We start from the raw sequence: 21835 nt of genomic DNA, 5'->3' as shown, positions 1-21835 counted from the left end.
TCATTACTTCACTTGATTGTATATATTCAAGTAAAACTTATAATCTTAACAATTTCGTTTGAAAAATGTAAAGGATTTGGCTCTTGAGGCTTGAATAGAACAATTGTACTATCAATGAAGCCATATAGCTGATTAGGATTTGTAGTATGCAGATTTGGATACTACAAATGTCCATCTATTGGAAAAAGCGTTCTGGTGGGTCTGGGGAATCTGTTTACGCTTATCTCTACCGGAACAAGCGAATGAATAAAGGATTCTTCCTACTTCACCAACGATGATGATGGTTTAGCTCAACGGTGGTACGAGCGCGTGTGGTGTAACCCATCGTTCAACAGTCAATCACCTTTCTCCGGCTCACTCTCCACCTCAACACCATACTCAATAAATAGACGAGTAATAGATATATCCAGTGCTTTAGCTAGCTTCTCAACATTCTCTAGAGAAGGATTACGTCCTCCTCTCTCAATGTCTGAAATATAGGTTTGGTGAAGCTCAGCCCGCTCGGCAAGTTCCTCTTGAGATAGGTCTAATTCTCGCCGACGCCGCCTGATGGCTTTCCCAAAACGCTTGTTAATTTCTGATTGTTGTTTTTGACTCACCGCACGATTGTCAGAAAGTGCGAGTCATGAGTCCATAGACAATAAGTTAAGCTTTATAGACTATAAGTAATAAAATAAAGCAAATTGCTTTCGGGAACTTAGCTATGCCTGATATCCCCTCCCACCTGCCGCCATTTGCTCTGCCAGAGGTCGTTCCTGAACACGTTCCCCGACAACAGTTTCAACTCGGCGAACAGGTGCGCTGGCGTCAAGTCCCCAATCCTGACTTTGGTTGCATCCTTGGTGTTGTCTACACTCACTCCGCTAGCTGCTCAGTCACAGGTCTTCACTACTTGATTCTCCTCGATCAACGAAGTCCTTCTCACTCCATCACGCATTATGACTTTGCCTTTGAAGAAGATATCGAAGCGCTAAATCCACCCCCAATAGCTTGAGACAGCAATCATCATGTCTGAACCAGAGGCACGTCAACAAGTCCTCCAACTCCACAATCAGATGTTCATGTCTCCCCAAGTGTTTAGCCATCGCTGGGGATTCGGGTCATTAGAATTAGCTCAAATCTGCTGCGTCTCGCAATCAACCACGAACCATTGGTTAGGGGGAAGAACCAGCCGCCGAGAAGCAGGGCTTCCTTACCAGAGAATAATGGCAGTAGCGGATTTTTTGTTGGAAAACGCTTCTCAAGTTCACCCGCTCTTAGAACAGTGGCACTCAAACAGACAACAAGGTTAATTCATCCGTGTTTTGCCAACAATTTTGTCAAATTGACAAGACTTTTTCTTGAACTCTTGACCTGCACGAAAGATGGGGAGTAGTTTGCCAAAAGTAGTAGCGATCGCTCCCTGTTTGAATGAACTCGATTAGCACCTTCGACATCACCAAATATCCTCTGCTGGATATCCTCAAAGACATCAAAATCGGACGCATCCAACTGCCGGATTTCCAGCGGGATTGGGTTTGGGATGATGCTCGCGTCAAAAGGCTGCTGACGAGCCTATCCCTGGCTTACCCCGTTGGTGCGGTCATGCTACTCCAACAAGGTAATCCTCAAGTGCGGTTCAAGCCTCGCCTGCTCAATGGCGCGACGCTACAGCAATCCCCTGCACCCAACTTATTAATTCTCGACGGGCAACAGCGTTTAACCACCCTGTTCATGGTGCTGCTATCCGAGCAACCCGTCCTGGTTAAAGACTCCAACAGCAACAAACTCAGCCGCAAGTGGTACTACCTGGACATTGAAAAATCCCTCGACCCCAATACCGACCGAAAAGAAGCAATTCTCGCCTTACCTGAATCAAAAAAGCTGCGAACAGCTCATGGGGTAATTGATTTTTCTACACCATGCCAAGAATATTTAATCGGACTGTTCCCCCTATCAAAGGTCTTCTTTTTTTCGGAATGGAGAAGCAAATACTCTAAATTTTGGGGATACGATAGCGAAAAACTCAAACTCCTGGATACCTTAGAGCTGGAAATCCTCAAAAAATTCGAGCATTATCAGATGCCGGTCATCCAATTGCGAGACTCCTTGCCAAAAGACGCCGTTTGCCAGGTCTTTGAAGATACCAACACCTCCGGGTGCGACCTCAATTTTTTCGACCTGATGACGGCTAGTTACTGTGCTGACAACTTCAGTCTGCGTGACGATTGGAAGCGCCGAGAGGTTCACCTGATGTCTTTTAAAGCCTTGCGTTCTTTAAGGAATACAGATTTTCTTCAAGCCGTCACCTTAGCAGCTTCTTATGCCCGTCGCCAAGATGCCTTTCGTGCAGGCATAGTTTCCGAGAAATTACCCGGTGTTAGCTGTCGGCGCTCAGAAGTTTTGAAACTCTCAACCGAAGAATACCAGACTTGGGCAGACCCCATCACCAGAGGGTTTGAGGAAGCCGCCCGATTCCTGCACGCCCAGAAAATCTTTGACGCTAACCATTTGGCATACCCCATCCAATTAGTGGCAATGGCGGCAATTTTAACTGTACTGGGAAAGCGATCGGATAGCGAACGAGTTCGTTCTCAATTAGCGCGTTGGTTATCGTGTGGGATGTTTGGAGAGCTGTATCTACGCGGGGAGGTGCGAGCCGCCTGTGACTTAGTGGAGATACCCCTTTGGTTATTCAGCGGTGCCATGCCAACGACGGTGACTTCTGCCAGATTCTCGGTAGAGCGGCTCCTAAATGCCAGAAAACGCTATGGTGCGGTCTACCAAGGCTTGTCAGCGCTATTGCGCCTATCTGGGGCAGTGGATTGGAGTACGGGGGAAGAAATTAATGACGTACTTTATTTTGAACAAAGGGTAGAATCGCACCACATCTTCCCAGTTTCGTGGTGTCGAAAGCATGACATTGACCCGAAAAAATACAACTGCTTGGTCAATCGCACCCCCTTAAGCGCGAAAACGAATAAAAAAATCGGCTCCAAAGCGCCTTCGGTTTATCTCAAGGAGTTTGAGATGTCGGGAACCTCGCCAGAGAAACTGGATGAGATGTTGCGATCGCACACTATTGAGCCAGAGTTTCTGCGCCAAGACGACTTTGAGGGATTTTTCGCGGCACGGACAAAAGCCTTAATGGAGTTAGTTGGCAAGGCAATGGGCAAGAATTTAATCCTTGAACCGTTTGAGCCATCCGTGGCGGAGTATAAAAACGGTAACGGCAGTAGCCTACATGGGGGGATAGTGACGAATTATTGAGCGATCGCCGAATCTTGTCAAAAATCAACAATACAGGTTAAGTAAGCCTGTAATTTATCTTAAAATTCCTCAGTAAAATTTCACTTAATAAATTAAATTCTTCTAAAAATAATTGAGTGATAGATATATCAGTTTGATAACAAACTGGAATAACTAAGTTGCTCAGATGAAAAGGCTTATCATAATGTTGAGTTAAGGCTATCTTCAGTTGCTCCATAATCTTGCCCAAGCTAATAAACTGAGTCAAATCTTGATTAACGGCTCTTTCAAAACAAAATAAAATAAGCTGGAACTTTTTATTCAAAGCGTCAAGAGTAGGCTGATACTCTAATTTAGGAGCAACTGCAATCAAATCCCCAATACTCTTTATCTTGTACTGATTCCACGCCAGTTCATCAGCTGTTAATACTTGACTCTCGTCTTTTTGGCTTCCCAGCCAACGCTTACAACGAGAACAAAACCCTAGTTGTAAGGAATTAGCAATCACAGGTAAGCGGGAACTACAGTAGGGACATTCATTAACTAAGAGACAGTTGTGATTCAGACAAGCATCAACCTGTCGAAAAGACCACAGTAAAGGTTCATAAATCACCTTCTTCTCTTGTCGCCATTGCTCATTACACTGAGGACACCAGGCTCGATATTGACGAAATAATTCTCGCTCATTAATTACTCCTTTCCAAGTTAAAAGGCTTAAAAACACTAAGTCTTTACGCTGAGTTAGCTCTTTTAAAGCTTGGATAAGAGATTGCGTCTTTTCCCTCATCCCATTAATGGCTGGCTTGGCATCACTGTTACTGAAAATGGTACTAACATTCTTTTTAATGAAAGTAACCTTATATCCTTCACCCATCATCTGTGGAGCAATTTCTCCTACAATCAGTTTCCCAGAGGTAACACAATGCTCCTGAGCTAATCGACAGAGATAACTGCTTAAGCTTTCTGTATAGGGTGTCCCCACTCCAATAGGTTCTAAGTGATAAAGACGGCTACGCGGTGGAATAGCGGGTTTTTGCAAATCCCACATCTCCACCGAAGTGGATTCATCAACACTCATAATGATTCACTTGCTACTGGGTCTCGCTTGGGATTGCGTTGACCCACTCGTCGTCTGCTCGAACCCTTTGACTTGCTACCGTTGTTCTCTTGCTTATCGTCTTTACCTGAGTTAGTTTGAGCTTCCTGAACTTTTTGTTTCTTTGGGTTGAGAAGTTCACGCAATTGGCGTTGGCTCTCTTTACTATCAGTCAGCCTTTCTTCACCCTCGATCGCATCTTTTGCCATTTGTATGCACTCAGAGGTTAACTTTGCTGTTTTTTCGAGATGATTAAGGGTGAGAGTCGTTGCTTTTTCTTCAAGAGCGAGGTCAAGTGCTTGTACCAGCCAATCTTTAAGTGTACCAATACAGCCAATGCTACGTTCGTAGCAGTACTCCCAGTATTTGTTCACTAGGCGGGGTGTTTCTGGTAATGGCATCCGATACAGCAAATGTTTTAGAGCTTCTTTAAACGCCTCAATATCCTTCTCGTCCTCTAGGCGGTAGCGAGGCAAGTGAATAATCCGAGTACGTCGGCTTAATTGGGGACTCAGTTCGAGGAAGTCCAGAAGTTGATAAGTCCCAAACCCAGTCCAGGGAATTTTGGTCGTATTCACGGCTGACTTAATAGAGTCCATGTGAGCTTCCAAAACCTTTTGGCTAGCCATCTTACCAATATCCTGAAATTCATCTACCGCTAGAGTGTAGGGTCTACGGTGAGACAACGCTTGCTCCATCGCTAAACGCAAGCTATCTTCAGTTGCCCTTGACTTAACAATAAGTTTCCCTTCGCTATCACGGCGGATACCGTCTTCGGTATAGCTAATTTTCTCCTGAATCAGTGGTTCATCGATAGCAATCAGGGTACGTTTATAGAAGTCTTTCCACCTGAAAGTATCCTTACCTGGTGCAACTGCCTCAACACAGACAATCGGAATCCAACCGGGGTCGAGTTCCATCTGTGGCAAGCTTTCCTCAAGAATATTTTTCTCGACCAAGCGCAGTAATGTGGTTTTTCCTACACCGGATGGCCCCATGACTAGAATTATCGAAGCTCCTGCTGGTTCTCGAATGGCACGCAAAACTTGGTTATACACTAATTCCAGATTCCGGTGCCTTACGGTTTTACCGGGAGCCTTGAAGTAATCTAAGCGCTTTTGTGTTGATTGAGTGAGTAATTCTGGTGGGAATCCCTGCTTAGTTGCCATCACCATTCCTCTAGAGGTTGAAAATTTTCAAAATCATCATCCTCATCATCCAGCGGAATAGACTCTGTGGACAGGGGTAAACTTTCACTTTCATAGCTTTTAGACTCTTCAAGATGGTCTACAGAAGAATCAGTATCTTGTTCCACATAATCACCGTCAATCAGTGCATGTACCGGCTTGACTTCCAAATCCCGCTTGCGCTGCGCTAGCACAGCTTTTTTCGCCTCTCGTGAAGGTGGCGATAAAGCAACCTCTTCCTTTTCTACAGAGGCAAAGAACTGAGCAAGTTTTTTGCCTGTGATTTCAGTAAATTGCCGATTTTGAATCTCGTTAAGCTTTTTTAGTTCAGCGGTAGCAATCATCAACTCTCGTACTGAGTGACCTTGGAGTTCTTGGAGGTAACCTGAAGAACATTTCACCCACTCTTTATTGACGTAGGCATAAGCCACAGTGATATCGAATGGCTCATATTTCACTTCTACATCTGTATCCCGAACCTTTATCCCACTGAAGGATTTGTGCCAGTAGTAGAGGTGGTTAATTTTTACCCCTTGCCGCGTAACTTTTCTTTTGCCTTCTCGGTCTGTTGGTGAGGGGAGCGATAGTAGCCGAAACTCGTCTGGAGAAATGAGCAAATGGTCTCGACTACCTCCTCTGGCTAGGCCAGCCTTGAAGGCATCTCTAGGACTCTGCCTTAAGGCAGGATGAGGTGAGGCTTCATACACTTCATAAACATATTCACACAGGTATTCGTATACCTTGCCCAGCGTCCAGACTGCCTGATTTTTCGGATTGACGCCTTTGGTTACCTGCCGAACATTTCGCATAATCTGGGTGTTGCCCTTTAGATTGTGCCAAAACTCCTGGTTGGCAACCCCAAAGAAGCGTTCAATGACTGAACCAAAACGTCCCTTAGCTGATGGTCTTTGTTTCTTAGTGCATCGGTAGTAAGCGAGGAGGGTTTCAAAGTCGCTGCTGTTAAATTCTGCACCATTATCTACCACGATGATTTGGGGAAGGCGACCAAAGCGTTGGACGCAAATTCTCAAAACCATCATGCAGGAGCGGTAGCTGGGTGGATCGAAAGTCAAGTAAGCAGCAAGTATTCGCCTTGAGTAAGCGTCCATCAATAAGGTTAACCAGGGACGCGCTTTATTGCCGTTACCATCACACAAGAACTCTAAGTCACCGCCAAGAGTCGCCATAATTGAGCTGACTAACTCAACATCGGCTTCGGTGTGGTCGATGTGGCAGATTTCAAACGGACGTTCACCGTGGGGAGGTGTTTTTTCTCTGTCCAAGCGCCAGTAGAACAGTTCCTCTTGATAAGCGGCTCGATGTCCCTGGCGCTTTAGAGTTTTCTGATAAGCAGGACGCCCGTGAACGGTTTTACGAAACAATTCGTAGCTTGGGTGCTTAATTCCTTGTTGGATGCATTCTTCTTTAAAAGACCAGTAAATTCGGCTGATTGACTGCTGCTTGAGGGTTTCATACTTGTCCTCAATAAACGCCTCCATCAGGGTTCGGACTTCTTCACTGATTTTTGGCTGGTAATTTCCCTTCTGTTGATGGTTCGGTAGGAGTCCGATGAAGCCTCGCTGGTAAATCTTTTCGGCTTCTCGGTAGCTCGCAATCCAACGACGTTCGGAGCTATTAGGTTTGGTGGATGAGTTGCGATTGAGGAAGGGTTCAATCGTTTTGTAGCGACGATTGGCTTCTTCCCGGTCTCTCTTACTGGCTTTGCGGAGTATTTCCTCAACTTCAGCATTAAGGCTTGATTCGGTTTGGGCTAGAAGCCCCGTGATTTGTCCTTTCTCAACTAAATCCTCGAACACCTTATTGGGTAGTTGGATAAAATCGTCATTGTCTTTCAATAGTCCAATCGAGGTGTTCCCCGTATTAACAATCTGCCAGTTTGCACCATCCCAGGATATTGGTGTTCCGGCACTAACTTTAACGGCGCAAATTTGGCTTACAGACGTTGGGGGAGCAATCTTGGTCACTTGAGCATAAGTGAAAGCTTCTTCTTGGTCGAGAAAAACTTGCACCTGCTCCGGCTGCCTCAAGGGAACTGCACTGAGGTCAACGTACACTCGATCAGTAGCAATCAGGATATTGAGGTCATCGACCTTAGCTTGCTCAACACGATTGAGTAAGTCGGTTAGGACAATTCCCGGCTCGGCTTCTACAACTGAAAGGACGGCACGAGACACCTCCTCATCTACTTGTGGCAACTTGGCTTGAAAGTAATCCTCCAGCCAAACAAAGTTTCTCTGGAATATCCAATCAATTTCAGCAGATGAGCGAAAACAGTAGTACAAACCCAATGCGTGTGCGTACTCTTCACCTGGAGGGCATTGCCACTTACCAGGCTCTGTGAGCTGGTAACGGTTCGGACTCTCCTGTGCTTTTTTGAGTAACTCCTCTTGTGTCTTGCACTCTTCCCAGCCTGCGGTGTTTTTCCGAATGACGAAAAAGTCCGGCGTGTGTAACTGGCGAATGCGTCGTCCTGACTTACTCAGGTAAATAAGTTCAATGGGGGGAGGCTGGTCGTAGTACTCCAGCACATCTTGGTCATGCTCTAGTTTATAGATATGCGCTAGCTCGTTACGGTGTGACTCGAACTGAATCGTTCTCCTCATCTTGCGGCTGGGATAGCGTCCTGAAACGTTCTTTCTACCCCCGCCAACAAGCCGCGATGGTTCGGATGAGCGAATTATTTCTATGCTCTTCCTCGCTAGTTCCGTCATATTAAGGCGGCGACACCAGTTTTTGAACTCATCTTCAGTGAGCATCCACCAGTCTCCTCTTACTCCTGAACTAACGGTTTGTTCCTCACCTAGCTGGGTTTGAAACTGATGAGAATTTTACGAGTGCTACACAGGTGGTCAATTAATAGGTTGAGTGATTCCTTGAATATAGGCAAAAACTTCCATAATTTAAAATAAGTTTCCTCTACTTAAAAGGCTTTTTATTGAGAAGTATTACAATTTCCTTTACAAATGAAGATAGCTATGCTCACTTGAAGATGAGCAGGGTAGCTCCTCAGTCGCTGGTCGGACTGAGGTGAGAGTTGGTCTAATACCTATGGTTTTTGTCGGGGATACGGTTTGCGATTTTGTGCCAACTTATGCCTAGGATTTCTCTTTTTGCTCAACTTATGGTTGTTAAATGGAGATCGGGATATATTCTCCTGAACAAGAGAATGCCTATTACAGCGGCTCTTATGCTCAACTTATGGTTGTAGTTTTGCTCAACTTATGGTTGTAGTGACAAAAACCTTGATTGCTTGGTGAGGCAGCTTAGTATTTTTATTAGCGGCTAAGGAGTTCTGAGGTGACAGCATTAGCTATCAAGTAGTAAATTAAATATAAATTTAAAGGTAAAAATAAAGATGAAACAGAATAGAAAAAGGAGGCAATTAATAGATAATTTCTATTGTATTAAATTTCCTTGTAATCGATAAATAAATAACTATTCTAAGCTATCAAAAGCATCTATCGATAACTTGAGTCGCTCTTTCCCACGAGTATTGATAAGTTGACGCCGAAATTCTCCAATAAAGTCTTCTGCTGGGCCATAATGGTCGGCTAAGTCCCAAGTCGTAAAGCCTGCATCCATATACTGGAACATACTCTCGATAGCGCGCTGTGAGTCAATGCGTCCGTGTGCACCCGATACTTGCCACATGCCGTTTAAGACACTACAGATATTCAAATCTGGGGTGAATTGAAGTCGGCTTGATGCGGATAGGTTCATCGGGCTTGTATGATTTGACAATGGCTTAAAGGCTTTACAGCCGCAGGCACCCGTGGCGCTAGGCTATATTAATTGTTACAGATTGTTATATAAACGTTAAGTTCGGCTTCAGCGTGGGCTGAAGGGTTAGATTAAAAGTCACATGGCTCAGGAAGCGATCGCCAACCCATCCGCAGAGGATGTGAAGAGAAACATTTAGATGTGCGATCGCTGCCAATTGTTCCTGAAGAGCCTAAGTTTTATGAAAATTACATAATGCTTTGAGGAGAATAAAAAGCTTTTGATTAATTCTCCCGAAATTAGTTGCCGTCCCTGTAAAAGGTAGCATAATGAATCCAAGTTCATCCTACCGACTGGGAATTCTACGATGAAAGTCCTGAGTATTGAGTCAGGAACGCAGCAGGGATATCTCTGGCAGGGTTTTAAGTCGCCGACTTGATGGGTAAAGAGACAACCAATCTTTTTTCTGAACAATTCCCTAGAGCGATCGGTGGATGTTACTCAGTACTCAAGACTCCTACAGCCTATATCTATCAGCCAATTTTTAGCTCGACCCATGCACTACCGAGTCACTAGAGCATTCACTCTTCTAATAGGATGAGTCTTCAAAGAATTTCGTTCGCATCTGCCACAAGACCCTAGTTGCTCTCTACAAGGCGTTACGTATTGTAGCTGTTTAACTCGTCGAACGCTTTCCATCGTTGAAATATCAATTTTTGAGGCAGAACAAATGGAAATCATAGCTATTGTTGTTCTTGGTCTTTCCGCATTGGTGGGCTTTTCTACCTCTAAACCCAAGCCCAATTTTAAGACAGATCCCCGTAGAGAGGAAGATCCAGATTGGGCTTTCACAGAAGCTTGCGATTCTGATAGCAACAGTGGTAAAGCATAAGGATTGCTCTAGAAGATAATTCATGCCCCCGTTGCCGCTTGCCGTGTTGGAACAAAGGCGACTGCGCTGTAGCACCAGAAAAAGCAGCTCGCTGGGTGAGGAGGAGAGGTTCAGCCTTCTGAGAGTGGCAATGGGAGTATCGTGTCTTAACAATAAGAGTTTAGTACTCTTTCGGCTTCTCCCTGTTTAAAGTTAAAATGTAATAATTTTTATTTAAAAAAATCTAAACTGTACCCTATTAGGGTAGATTCACACGCCAAGAAGATTTAATCCTATTAGGTGATATAAAGGTAGATGATCATTAGCCATCATTTCAATACAAGCTTCTGCTCCTAGTAATGGAGGGAATAGGTATGTTATGGGTTTTCATAATTTCATTGGTGACTGTCCTACTTTGTGCCTATATCTGTAGAAATTCCTCGGATGGAATCGCTACTCTCGCCAGTTCAATTTTAGTGATCAGCTTATTCTTGAGTTTGCTTTGTGCCCCTTGGCCGCTCCAGTGTTTACTTCTGATCCTAGTATTGCTGAGCAATAGACAATACTTTTTGCCTTCTGAATCCGTAGCCGAGTCTCAGGAGAACAAAAAAACCCAACTCATTTATCGTGGCGCTAAGTATGAAGCAACTACTCCCCCGATTGAGGTGGGTCAGGATAAAATAACTGGAAAATATCGGGGTCAAGTCTGGCGGGTTCGTACATAGACAAACATCTTTCCATGAATGCTCTGGTATGAGCATTCAGAATCACATTTTGTAATGTAAATTCTGCATTTTACCTGAGTATCGGTGGATTATCCTGTAACGAATGCCGACTCTGGAGTAAAAAGACAATATGGCAAAACCCGTCACCTCTGACATGCTCGACCCTAAAACGCCGGAGGATGTCGTAATTCGTGCACAGGCGCGTGAACCTGTTACAGACCCAACCCTTGGTATCGCTGTTAATGTAAATAGACAAGGAACTCCCCGACATCGTCTGGTTACCATTGGGGACTCTCTAACTCAGGGCTTTCAAAGTGGAGCAATTTTTAATACAAATCTCTCCTATCCCAGAATAATTGCCACAGAATTGGGGTGGAATCAGTTCCGTTATCCAACCTATGAGGGGCCAGGAAATGGACTACCACTCAACTTAGAGCACCTAGTTCGACAGATAGAAAATAAGTTAGGTGAAACCATCGATTGGTGGGAATTTCCTTCTTTCTTATCCCTTGTACGTAATTACTTAGATGAAGTAGAAGATTATTGGGAGCGTGGTTCTGGCTCCATTCCACCCGATCCTAGCGGAAAGATCAACCACAACTTAGCCGTTTATGGATGGGATCTACGCAATACCCTCTCAGGCACAGCACAAACCTGTCAAAGAGTTTTAGATCAGAATCCGGCAAAGGATGATTATTTGCGGCAGGTTGTCGAATATCACAACGAACGTGCGGCTATACGAGTGTTGAACACAGCACGAGATATACGCGGCAACGCCCTCACGCCCCTACAGGCAGCGGCAGCACTCTCGCAGGTGGGAACAACAGAAACCCTGGACGGAGATGGGATTGAAACGCTGATTATTCTCATCGGTTCAAATAATGCTCTAGGCAGTATTCTCACCTTCAATGTGAAGTGGACGGCTGAGGGTTATGACGATATGGCAATTAATGACCGCTATACCGTTTGGCGTCCGATTCACTTTAAGGCAGAACTGGATAAGCTGGTCACGGAAGTCAAGAAAATCCGTGCCCGTCATGTGATTTGGGGAACGGTGCCTCACGTCACGATCGCGCCTTTTGCTCGTGGTGTCAATAAAGATACTCAGGGTAACAAAGCCGACCCAGGGTCTCGCTACTTCCCCTTCTACACATTGCCGTGGATTAGCGACGATGATTTTGACCCCAAGAAGCATCCGAAGATCACAGGGCCTGAAGCGAGGGCGATTGATTGCGCGATTGACCAGTACAACGACTACATTACAGAAGTGGTACGCCAAGGCCGCAACGAAGGTAGAGATTGGTATTTATTTGAAACCGCTGGCTTACTTGATCGCTTAGCCTCTCGACGCTATATTGAAGACCCCGAAGCTAGACCCCATTGGTGGGACAAAGTGGGGGGCGAGTATCAGTTGCCACCTCAACTGCAAGCGCTGTCACCGGTGCCAGATTCTCGCTTCTATCGTTCAGGCCCCAAGGGTCGTACCAGTGGGGGGTTATTCTCACTCGATGGGATTCATCCAACGACCATTGGCTATGGGATTATGGCTCAGGAATTTATCAAACTTATGCAGTTGGCGGGGGTCAAGTTTTATGAGAGTGATGGAAAAACAGAGCGTTCAGGCGAAGTTAAAGTGGATTTTAATCGTTTAATTGCTGAGGATACTCTGATTTCTAATCCACCACGATCGCTCTCCAATGCAGTGGGTTTAATCAATTCGATTGACAAAAACTTCAATATCTTTAGTAGTATGCTCAAGGGTAGCTACTAAACAATCAACACTTTATATCCTCATCTTCGATTTTCAATAATATTCCAATAGGTTCCCTTCCAATCCAAGTGAGTGAGTGGGAACCCTTTGTTTTTGGTCTAAGCTGAGATGCCTCTCAATGGCATACCTGGAGCAAGGTTTCGGTGAATCAGAGGAATGGATCAGGTTTTATAGGGAACCCCCCTTACCCCAAATAGCGTCTTTAGAAGTGTGCAGAGGTTAAACCAAGAGAGGTCTTTTCTTGGAACACAACCTACTTCAAAACTCATGACGAGGTACTCGGCGTTGAGAGTTTGGGGACTCAAAAATGAGTTCCTTTGCTGAAGCCATGAATATTCGGTGTGGAGTCCAGTGGCGTATTCTTGATTAATATTTGCAAACCCAGCTTTAATTGGACTGGTTTTATCAGTATTGAAAAGTACTCCTACTAGTAGGATGGATTACGCCAGCAACCGCAATGCTTTTTGTAATGTGAGGCGCGAGACAAGACTAACATGACCAACGCCCCAAATCCAGGCAACGAACCGGAACCCACTTCTGAAAACCCACCCGAACAGCCCTCTACATCTGTGCAGAGGCGACGGCACTGGCAGCGTTTAGCGATTGTTCTCAGCCTAATTTTGTTGTCTGGGATTGGAGGAGGTTTAACATGGGTATGGTTTTTTGTCTACCGACAATTAGCACCACAGGTCGAGACGACGGTTAGTAAGCTCATCAATCGTCCAGTCAACCTGGGGCGTGTCGAAGGCTTTTCCCCCACGGGCTTACGGTTTGGTGCCTCCAGCTTACCTGCAACCGCCACAGACTCCGATCGCGCTACCGCTGAAGCAGTAGAGGTGTCCTTTAAGTTACTGCCGCTGCTGACCAATCGCACCTTACCCCTTGATATCACCCTAGTCAAGCCCAAAGTCTACCTCGAACAGGCTCAAGACGGAAGGTGGTTTGACCTCGACCTTCAAACGTTACCGAAAGGTCAGCTCGATATCAAACTCAACGTCTTGCGGGTACGGGATGCCGATGTTGTCTTGGTACCGAGGGGAGCATCGGGGAACTCGAAGAAACCCATTCCCCTCTCTCTGTCCTCCGGAAAGGCTCTTTTCCTCAATAACAATAAGCTAATTAAGTTTGATACAGGCGGGCAGTTGGCGGCTGGGGGAAATCTCACCATTAGCGGAAATACCATTCCCGCCACAGGAGAAATCAATGCCGCCATTTTGGGCAATGACCTCAGTGCTCCAGAGGTCGGTCGCTTAATCCAGTTGCCGCTGATTTTACAAGCCGGAGCGATCAATGGCAATCTGGAAGTTAAATCCATACCTAAAAAGCCATTGACGTTTTTGGGCACCGCTGGCCTGAAAAACGTTACAGCCCAACTCGATCCTTTGCCCCAGTCCTTTGCCAATACAACCGGTCAGTTGCGTTTTAAAGGCACGCAAATTCGGTTAGAGAAAGTCAACACACTATTTGGTCAAATACCCGCCCAAGCCAATGGAACCATAGATACCCAAGCGGGCTTTAACTTATCAGCGCAGACTCAGGCGATTCAATTGCCGCAGGCTTTACGAACTTTTAATATCAAAACCTTGCCTGTACTCGCCTCAGCCCAACTAAAAGCTGACCTTCAGGTAACTGGGACTCCGAATAAACCCGTTGTTTCGGGTAAGTTTACCACCACGAATGTGGCTCAAATTGATAAGGTGAAATTTCGGGTGATCGCCTCTGACTTTGGTGTCGTGGGTTCCACGTTATCAGTGAGCAACCTGCGCGCCTTGCCCAGCTTAGGCGGTTTGGTGACTGGCAACGGGCAGGTACAACTCGGTTCTAAGGGCGGGGGTGTGACCTTCAACTTCCAGGGGAATAACCTGCCGGGAGATGCGATCGCCTTAACTTACGATTTTAAACCCCCAGTTCCCCTCGGTCTGATTTCTGGTCGAACGCAAGTTGTCGGTTCCCTCAATGATGCCGATAATGTGCGAGCTACAGGTTCAGCCAATCTCAAAATCGCCGAGGGTTTCGTGGCTGTTAGGGATATCCAGGCCACCCAAAAACGCTTCACCGCACAAGTCCAAGCCTCGGATTTACAGGTAGGGCGTCTAGCAGAAGTCCCCCCCCAGTTTCGTGTCCCGGTTTCAGGCAACTTGCGGATTTCTGGCCCTCTGACGAACATCACTGCTGCCACGATTCAGGGCAGTGGTAGCGGAAGTTTAAATCTCGCTGGCGGCAAAGTTCGAGCGACAAATATCCAACTGGCGAATGGTCGCTTTACAGCACAAGTCCAAGCCTCGGATCTACAGGTAGGGCGTCTGGCAGAGGTTCCCCCTCAGTTTCGCGCTCCCGTTTCCGGTAACTTTACCCTTTCTGGCCCACTGACGGAGTTTAGTACAGCGAAAATTCAGGGCAGTGGCACAGGCAGTTTGAATCTGGCCGGAGGGACGGTGAGGGCAACGAATGTGCAACTGGCAGAGGGTCGCTTCACGGCACAAGTTCAAGCCTCTGGGGTTGAGGTACAGCGTCTCGCGACAGTTCCACCTCAACTCCGGGGGCCTGTTTCCGGCAACTTTAATCTTTCAGGCCCTTTAACCGAGTTGAGCATGGCTACAATTCAGGGAACGGGTACTGGCAGATTGAATGTCGCTGGCGGGACAATTCGGGCAACTAACCTCCAACTAGCAGAGGGTCGCTTCACGGCACAAGTTCAAGCCTCTGGGGTCGAGGTACAGCGTTTGGCAAAAGTCCCGCCCCAAATCCGGGGGCCTCTTTCCGGTACCTTTAATCTGGCAGGTGATTTAGCGAACTTGAGTCCTGCGACCCTTCAAGGCAGTGGTTCGGGGAGTTTGAATATAGCCGGAGGGACACTCAGGGCAACCAATGTGCAACTGGCGAATGGTAACTTTACGGCCCAAGTTCAAGCCTCTGGGGTACCCGTAGAGCGTCTCGGCAATGTTCCCCCCCAAGTCCGGGGGCCGCTTTCGGGTACCTTTAATCTGGCGGGTAATGTAGCGAACTTGAGTCCTGCGACCCTTCAAGCGAGCGGTTCAGGGAGTTTGAATATAGGCGGAGGGACACTCAGGGCAACCAACGTACAACTGGCCAATGGTAACTTCACGGCACAAGTTCAAGCCTCTGGGGTACCCGTAGAGCGTCTAGGTAATGTTCCCCCCCAAGTCCGGGGGTCGCTTTCGGGTACCTTTAATCTGGCGGGTAATGTAGCGAACTTGAGTCCTGCCACCCTTCAAGGCAGTGGTTCGGGGAGTTTGAATGTCGCTGGCGGCACCATCAGGGCAAGCAACATCCAACTGGCCAATGGGAATTTTACCGCCCAAGTCCAAGCCTCTGGGGTACAAGTCGAACGTCTGGCGCAGGTACCCCCCCAGTTTCGCGGTGCTCTCACGGGAGACTTTAATCTAGCGGGTTCCTTGAATAACTTGAGTCCCTCCACGATTCAGGGAAGCGGTTCTGGACGATTGAATGTGGCTGAAGGCACCATCAATGCTTCTAATGTGCAACTTCGTGAGGGACGTTTTCAGGCGAATGTTGAGGCAGCCGATGTCCCCTTAGCGAGTTTCTCCCCGGATTTACGAGGACGCTTGAATGGTCAATTGGATGTCTCTGGTTCTTTAGCCGCCCTTTCTCCCAATGCCATCCAGGCTCGTGGGCAAGTGAATTTTAGTGAAGGGATTGCTTTAATTGATCGTTCGCTCACGGCTGTGATTGATTGGAACGGTCAACAGCAACAGTTGCAAATTCAACAGGCGACCGCAGAAGGATTTCAGGCCAATGGCGTAGTTAATGTCAACCTCGCCAATCAGGGTTTACAAGCGATTCAGGGGTTCGATCTTAATGTTCAAGCCAACAACTTGAACTTAAAACAACTATCAGCCAATTTTCCCACTGCGACCAATGTAGCGGGACAAGCGGATTTTAACGGTCGCATTGCAGGCAGCGTGACGGCTCCCAATGTGAATGGCACGATCGCACTGCGAGATTTTGCCGTCGAGGGTCTGGCGTTTGAATCTCCACTGACGGGGAGTGTCAATACAGCAGCAGGACAGGGATTGAACCTGAATCTGGCGGGTGCCAATGACCGAATTGCGGTGGCACTTGGCTCCGACTACCAACCCGTCTCGTTTGATATTAAGCGGGGTGAGACGATTGCTCAAGGCCAGCGGCAAGGAGATGTGTTACAAGTAAGCACCCAGAAATTCCCGATCGCCCTACTCAAAGAGTTTACTCCTGTACCCCCTGCGATCGCGACCCAACCGTTGAAAGGAGACATCTCCGGCAGCTTGGATGTTAACCTGAAGACGTTCGAGGTTTCTCTCAATAATATTGCGATCACAGGCCCGATCTTTAACGCCCGCCGCAGCGACTCCTCCCAACCCCTTGATAATGAATACTTGCTTTCGGGTAAAATTTCCCGGACAGCGGCTGGCCCTCAATTCCAAAACGTTAAACTTACTGTCAAGCAGGGAGAACTCCCGGTTGTTGTCGCCGCCTTGCAAGCGTTTCAACTGATTAACGTTACCCCGGCGAATCTCAGCTTCAATTCTCAGGGCGGCACTCTGGTTACACCCATCCTCTTGGACGATGTACCCCTGCAAACTCAGCTACGGCGTCTTTCAGAAATCAAGGCATTGGAGGAACAGCAACGTGAGCAACGGGAAGCCTCATCTGTCTTACCCGACATTGCCGAACTCCAAGGTCGCTTCACGGGTTCCGTAACTGTAGATGGCTCTTTGGCTACGGGTATCAGCACCCAAATTAATATTGAAGGTCAAGATTGGAAATGGGATACCTACAACATTAGCCAGGTGAGTGTGCTGGGTGAAGGGAGATTTGAAAATGGAGTTCTTTCCCTGTTACCCCTACGCATTCAATCCGGAAACAGTCTCATCTCCTATTCCGGAACCATAGGTGGCGAAGCACAATCGGGTCAGCTTCAATTACAGAATATTCCAATTGACCAACTCCAAACGGTTCTTTCCAAAGTTCCCAACGTACCGCCCAATCTGGTTGGCTTCACCGGTTTGTTGAACGCTACCGCTACACTCTCCGGTAGCATTAAAAATCCCCAAGCCAGAGGGGTAATTACCCTCGCTGATGCAACGCTCAACCAGACTAATGTTCAGAGAGCGCTGAGTACTTTTAGTTACAACGACGCCCGTCTCAACTTTAATAGCGAACTCCTGCTTGCCGAGTCGGAAAATCCCCTGAGTATTGGCGGTAGTATTCCCTTTATGCTACCGGTTGCCACTGTCGCACCGGCGTCGGACAAACTCAACCTCAACATCAATGTCCAAAATGATGGAATTGCCCTGTTGAATCTGTTTACAGGGGGGCAAGTGAGCTGGGTGGATGGCACAGGTGCTGTACAAGTTGAGGTTTCTGGAATCTTGAATCAGCAGACCAATCGACCGGAACAACTGGTTGCCCAGGGAAGTGCGAATATCGAGAATGCCACCATTCAAGCGTCTGCACTCCCCGATCCCCTAACCAATGTCAAGGGTAAAGTCGGGTTCAACTTTAATACGATTGAGATTGTTGAAACGCTGACGGGTCAGTACAGTGGGGGTAGTGTAACGGCAGTGGGAGCTCTCCCGATTTCTCAGGGGGGTTCTCAAGACCAGCGCATTGCGATAGATATTGGTGAACTGGGATTAAACCTGAAAGGACTTTATCGGGGTCGGGTTCAAGGAAACGTCGCGATCGCTGGCACGGCACTCAACCCTAAAATTGGGGGTGAAGTCACCCTATTTAATGGAGATGTGTCCCTGGCTGAGCAAACGGCAGCTACTGGTGGTGGCGGTGGCGGTGGTGGCGGTGGGATTGGGGGTGATTCTACCTCATCGAACCGCGTTGAGTTCGATAACTTAAGGCTAAAGCTGGATAGAAACGTCCAAATTACGAAAGCTCCCATCTTGAATTTCCTCGCCGATGGTACACTCACCCTGAATGGCTCTTTGGGTAACATCGAACCGGAGGGGACTATTGATATCAAGCGCGGTCAAGTCAATCTCTTTACCACCCAGTTCCGCTTGGCACGGGGTTATGAAAATACAGCCCAGTTTACACGCAAGCAAGGACTAGACCCCATCCTCAATGTGCGCCTCGTGGCATCGGTATCAGAAGGCACGCAACGGCGACTTGCAAGTGACCCCCTATCCGCTGAGATTAACGATGCTCCGTCACTGACGGGTGTGGGTAGCCTACAAACTGTTCGTATTCAGGCTAAGGTGGAAGGCCCCGCCAGCCAGCTTACGGATAATCTGGAACTCACTAGTTCCCCATCCCGCAACAAATCAGAAATCGTGGCGCTCTTGGGGGGTAGCTTTGTTGATACATTAGGTCGAGGAGATACCACACTGGGTTTGGTCAACCTTGCAGGGTCAGCATTGCTCGGTAATGTACAAAATATTATCGGCGACGCCTTGGGATTGAGTGAGTTTCGTCTATCCCCCACGATTATTACAAATGAAAAACGGCGATCCTCGGCTTTAGGACTGAATGCTGAAGCTGGGGTTGACATCGGTCGTAATCTCTCGGTTTCTGTGTCGAAAGAGTTGACGACCGATCAAGCGGCTCAGTTTGGTCTGCGTTATCGAGTCAATGAGAAGACGCTTCTGCGAGGTTCAACTGATTTTTCGGGCGATAGTCGGGCGGTGGTTGAGTATGAAACTCGATTTTAGGTGATACAAATTGGCTTGGTAAATCAAGACAGAGTGCTGACCGGAGATTCTCTGTTTATATAGCAAAAGGCAGAAGACACAGGGCAAAGGGCAGAAGGGTTTTTACTGCTATGTGGTCGTTTGGGCCGTTAAAGAAAGTCCTAACTCTTATGGCTACAGCTATACCAAGTTGCAGTCAAATATCTTTACCAAGGTAGTCGTTGATCAGGTTTATAAGGGGGGTTGGCAATCAATTACAATCTCCTTCGTCCTAGGCTGAGCCTGTAGTAAGTTCAAAAAATTCTCTTTGTTAAAGCTTCGTGGATCGCCTCTTTGACCGGAACGATCTACAGCTTTATGAGTTGTAATCCGGTAATCAGGGACTCCTGTTTTGGCGATTAACCAGGCCAGTGATTGGTATTGAGCCTTGGTATAACCACTATGTCGTCGGCGATTATTATTGCCATCTCTTGGTGTTTCTAGAGATACATGATAGGCAAAATTGTTGACTGAGGGAGGATGTTCAGGACTGGTTTTTACGGTTTCTCGTCTATTTTCTCCCTCAAAAACCGAGTTCCCCGCCCCAAAAGCTCTCATGTCTGGAGGCACAATATAAACAATTTCACCGGAGCGTTTAATCAGTGCGTGATAGCTCACTTGTTGCGAATCCAGTGGATGTGGAGTTTGGAATAAATTAATGGCACTCCTAGCTGAACCAACGGTTTCATGAATCACAACAATGGGAGCGTATTGGGCAGGTTTACCATATAAGTCATTCAGAAAACGTTCTCCATAGTTTGTTGGATGGGCTACAGCAACGGATTCGATGGGTTGGGATGGAGAATTGTTAAATAGTCTTAAAAGACCTTGTCTATTCATAGGTTCCCCTGTAGATGGATTGACTTCACTGCCAAGTTTCCTAAAGCGAGAAAGGGTAATGGGCTGAAGCTCAATATCACTGAATTGATTCCATGTCTGTTTATTGAGTTCTGGCTGTAGAGCACACCTGGATGGAACAGCTGGAGCCAGATTTTTGGAATCGCTACTGGAGTTAGGGGATAACTGATGGGGTACTCCAAACTCGTTATCACTAACCAATTCTGTTCGTCCCGTCTTCGGACTCACAATTATTACTGTTAACCACAAAGCTAATAGGAATATAAGACTTACGAGATATTGTTTCATAGACGAATATTCACCTAATCTTTACTTTTTCAATGACGCTGAATAGATGTGAGGAAGTTCCAAAGATGATTCTATCTGGATACGGCTCAATTCCAGCATTTTTGTTCCACCTGCCCCATCTGCCCCACTTGATGAGGAGCAATTATTATACCTTCGAGGTAGAGGTAGTATCAAAAGATCGAACGGAATCAGCGGCGTGCGAGCGCAACGTAGTTTTGCTGCTTCGTTTCAAAATCTTTCTCTAGAGAGGTTACACCTTGTAATTGCTTCGGGTACTCATTTCTCAGTTGTTTAAGTAAAAAGATAATCGAGCCATCAAACGTTTGCCTAGGCGGTTAATCAGTATTCATTTCCATTATTTTTAAATAATTTTTTCAGGGTAAACAATAGTAAAATTTGTTCCTTTTCCTGATTTAGAATCGGTGCTAATGACCCCTCCTAGTTTAGTCAGTTCTGTGCGAATTACATCTAAACCAAACCCTAGCCCTGCTCTCAAATCCCGCTCGTCCTTAGTACTAAAATCGGGACAGTAGAGGAGTTCATACACCTGTATTGTGGATAGACTTTGAGCTTCATCAATTTTAATCAGTTCCTTTTCAATCGCCTTAGCTTTCACCCGTTCCACATCAATTCCAGCACCATCATCAGTAAACGAAATCACAATCTTGTTACCTTGGCGGAAGGCACGAAGCACAATCTGACCCACTGGCGATTTGCCTGCTGCCTGCCGCGCCTCGGGTAACTCTATTCCGTGAGCAATGGCATTATTAACCAAGTGAGTCAGCAACCTGGGTAACTGTTTCAGGATCGATTCTGGGATTAAGGTTTCCCTACCATCGATAATTACCTCTGCTTGCTTGCTATACTCATCAGCTGCGTTTTGTACCGCACTTTTGAGGGGAAATATTTGCTCTATTTCAGCAAAGGGTACCTGAGGATTGATTAGAAGATCTAAGTGAGCCTTCAGAGCTTGAAATACGGGTTCTGTATCCGAAATAATCTTACTAGCCTCGTTTTCAGTCAGTCCAAATGGTTCCTCTAATTTATTCACCAATAAATACAAAGCATCAACAATTTGCAGAAATAGCGACTCAAGTTTTTGATCAAATTCAACTGGATAATCTCTTAAAGCTTCGAGATTTTTTTGGAAGCGATGAGCTGTTTGATTAATACTACTTAACCCAACCACTGCTGCCCCCTCATTAATCGAGTGGATGGCACGCAGTATCTGATAGACTACCTCTATTTCTTTGGTCTTTTGTAGATTCAATAAACATTGTTCCATCGTATAGAGATGGTCTTTTGCACGTCCACCAAAATCCTCGATAAATTGCTGTTGTTGTTCTGGCTGCATAGTAGTTTCCTG

At 46.6% G+C, this 21835-nt stretch carries 13 protein-coding genes and 1 pseudogene; 7 read left to right on the top strand and 7 right to left on the bottom strand.

What is annotated here, in order from left to right; genetic code table 11:
- Nucleotides 1-335: 335 nt before the first annotated feature.
- On the bottom strand, nt 336-599 hold the full coding sequence (locus tag NDI48_01370) for a helix-turn-helix domain-containing protein (GenBank protein MEP0829852.1): 264 nt from the start codon (nt 597-599) through the stop codon (nt 336-338).
- A gap of 104 nt (nt 600-703) precedes the next feature.
- Here NDI48_01370 and NDI48_01365 point away from each other — a divergent pair, with 104 nt between their 5' ends.
- From NDI48_01365 to NDI48_01355, 3 genes are all read left to right on the top strand, one after another.
- Nucleotides 704-994: a hypothetical protein gene (locus tag NDI48_01365; protein ID MEP0829851.1), complete on the top strand. Its 291-nt coding sequence runs from the start codon at nt 704-706 to the stop codon at nt 992-994.
- A gap of 13 nt (nt 995-1007) precedes the next feature.
- The gene (locus NDI48_01360) at nt 1008-1292 is read left to right on the top strand and encodes a helix-turn-helix domain-containing protein (GenBank protein ID MEP0829850.1); all 285 of its coding nucleotides are present in this window, start codon (nt 1008-1010) and stop codon (nt 1290-1292) included.
- A gap of 118 nt (nt 1293-1410) precedes the next feature.
- Complete coding sequence (locus NDI48_01355; GenBank protein ID MEP0829849.1) at nt 1411-3249, top strand: DUF262 domain-containing protein; 1839 nt, start codon at nt 1411-1413, stop codon at nt 3247-3249.
- A gap of 37 nt (nt 3250-3286) precedes the next feature.
- On the opposite strand, the gene NDI48_01350 is transcribed toward NDI48_01355, so the two are convergent.
- The 4 genes and pseudogenes from NDI48_01350 to NDI48_01335 all read right to left on the bottom strand — a co-directional run bounded on the left by NDI48_01350 (nt 3287) and on the right by NDI48_01335 (nt 9252).
- On the bottom strand, nt 3287-4306 hold the full coding sequence (locus NDI48_01350) for a TniQ family protein (protein ID MEP0829848.1): 1020 nt from the start codon (nt 4304-4306) through the stop codon (nt 3287-3289).
- Nucleotides 4303-5493 carry an AAA family ATPase gene (locus NDI48_01345; protein MEP0829847.1) on the bottom strand — a complete coding sequence of 397 codons (1191 nt, stop codon included), beginning with the start codon at nt 5491-5493 and terminating at the stop codon, nt 4303-4305. The genes NDI48_01350 and NDI48_01345 overlap by 4 nt, the downstream gene beginning before the upstream one ends.
- The gene (locus NDI48_01340; GenBank protein ID MEP0829846.1) at nt 5493-8288 is read right to left on the bottom strand and encodes a DDE-type integrase/transposase/recombinase; all 2796 of its coding nucleotides are present in this window, start codon (nt 8286-8288) and stop codon (nt 5493-5495) included. The genes NDI48_01345 and NDI48_01340 overlap by 1 nt, the downstream gene beginning before the upstream one ends.
- A gap of 694 nt (nt 8289-8982) precedes the next feature.
- A pseudogene (locus NDI48_01335) lies at nt 8983-9252 on the bottom strand (aldo/keto reductase).
- Between the two features lie 730 nt (nt 9253-9982).
- Between NDI48_01335 and NDI48_01330 the strand changes: the two are divergent.
- The 4 genes from NDI48_01330 to NDI48_01315 all read left to right on the top strand — a co-directional run bounded on the left by NDI48_01330 (nt 9983) and on the right by NDI48_01315 (nt 19305).
- Nucleotides 9983-10144: a hypothetical protein gene (locus tag NDI48_01330; GenBank protein MEP0829845.1), complete on the top strand. Its 162-nt coding sequence runs from the start codon at nt 9983-9985 to the stop codon at nt 10142-10144.
- Nucleotides 10145-10692: 548 nt separating this feature from the next.
- A complete protein-coding gene (locus NDI48_01325) occupies nt 10693-10848 on the top strand; it encodes a DUF4278 domain-containing protein (protein ID MEP0829844.1) in 156 nt (51 codons plus the stop codon).
- Between the two features lie 130 nt (nt 10849-10978).
- Entirely contained in the window at nt 10979-12619 is a 1641-nt protein-coding gene (locus NDI48_01320) for a hypothetical protein (protein ID MEP0829843.1), read from the top strand.
- A 494-nt stretch (nt 12620-13113) separates the two neighbouring features.
- Entirely contained in the window at nt 13114-19305 is a 6192-nt protein-coding gene (locus NDI48_01315; GenBank protein ID MEP0829842.1) for a translocation/assembly module TamB domain-containing protein, read from the top strand.
- Nucleotides 19306-19515: 210 nt separating this feature from the next.
- Here NDI48_01315 and NDI48_01310 read toward each other — a convergent pair whose 3' ends face one another.
- Together NDI48_01310 and NDI48_01305 are read right to left on the bottom strand one after the other, a co-directional pair.
- Complete coding sequence (locus NDI48_01310; protein MEP0829841.1) at nt 19516-20409, bottom strand: peptidoglycan recognition protein family protein; 894 nt, start codon at nt 20407-20409, stop codon at nt 19516-19518.
- Nucleotides 20410-20830: 421 nt separating this feature from the next.
- Nucleotides 20831-21823, bottom strand: a complete 993-nt coding sequence (locus NDI48_01305; protein MEP0829840.1) for an ATP-binding protein — start codon at nt 21821-21823, stop codon at nt 20831-20833.
- Between the last annotated feature and the right edge of the window lie 12 nt (nt 21824-21835).

Origin of the sequence: Microcoleus sp. AS-A8 (genome assembly GCA_039962225.1) — a bacterium.
Classification (GTDB): Bacteria; Cyanobacteriota; Cyanobacteriia; order Cyanobacteriales; family Coleofasciculaceae; genus Allocoleopsis.
Note: the sequence above shows the minus strand (reverse complement) of the source record. Positions and strands in the feature narration are given on the sequence as shown.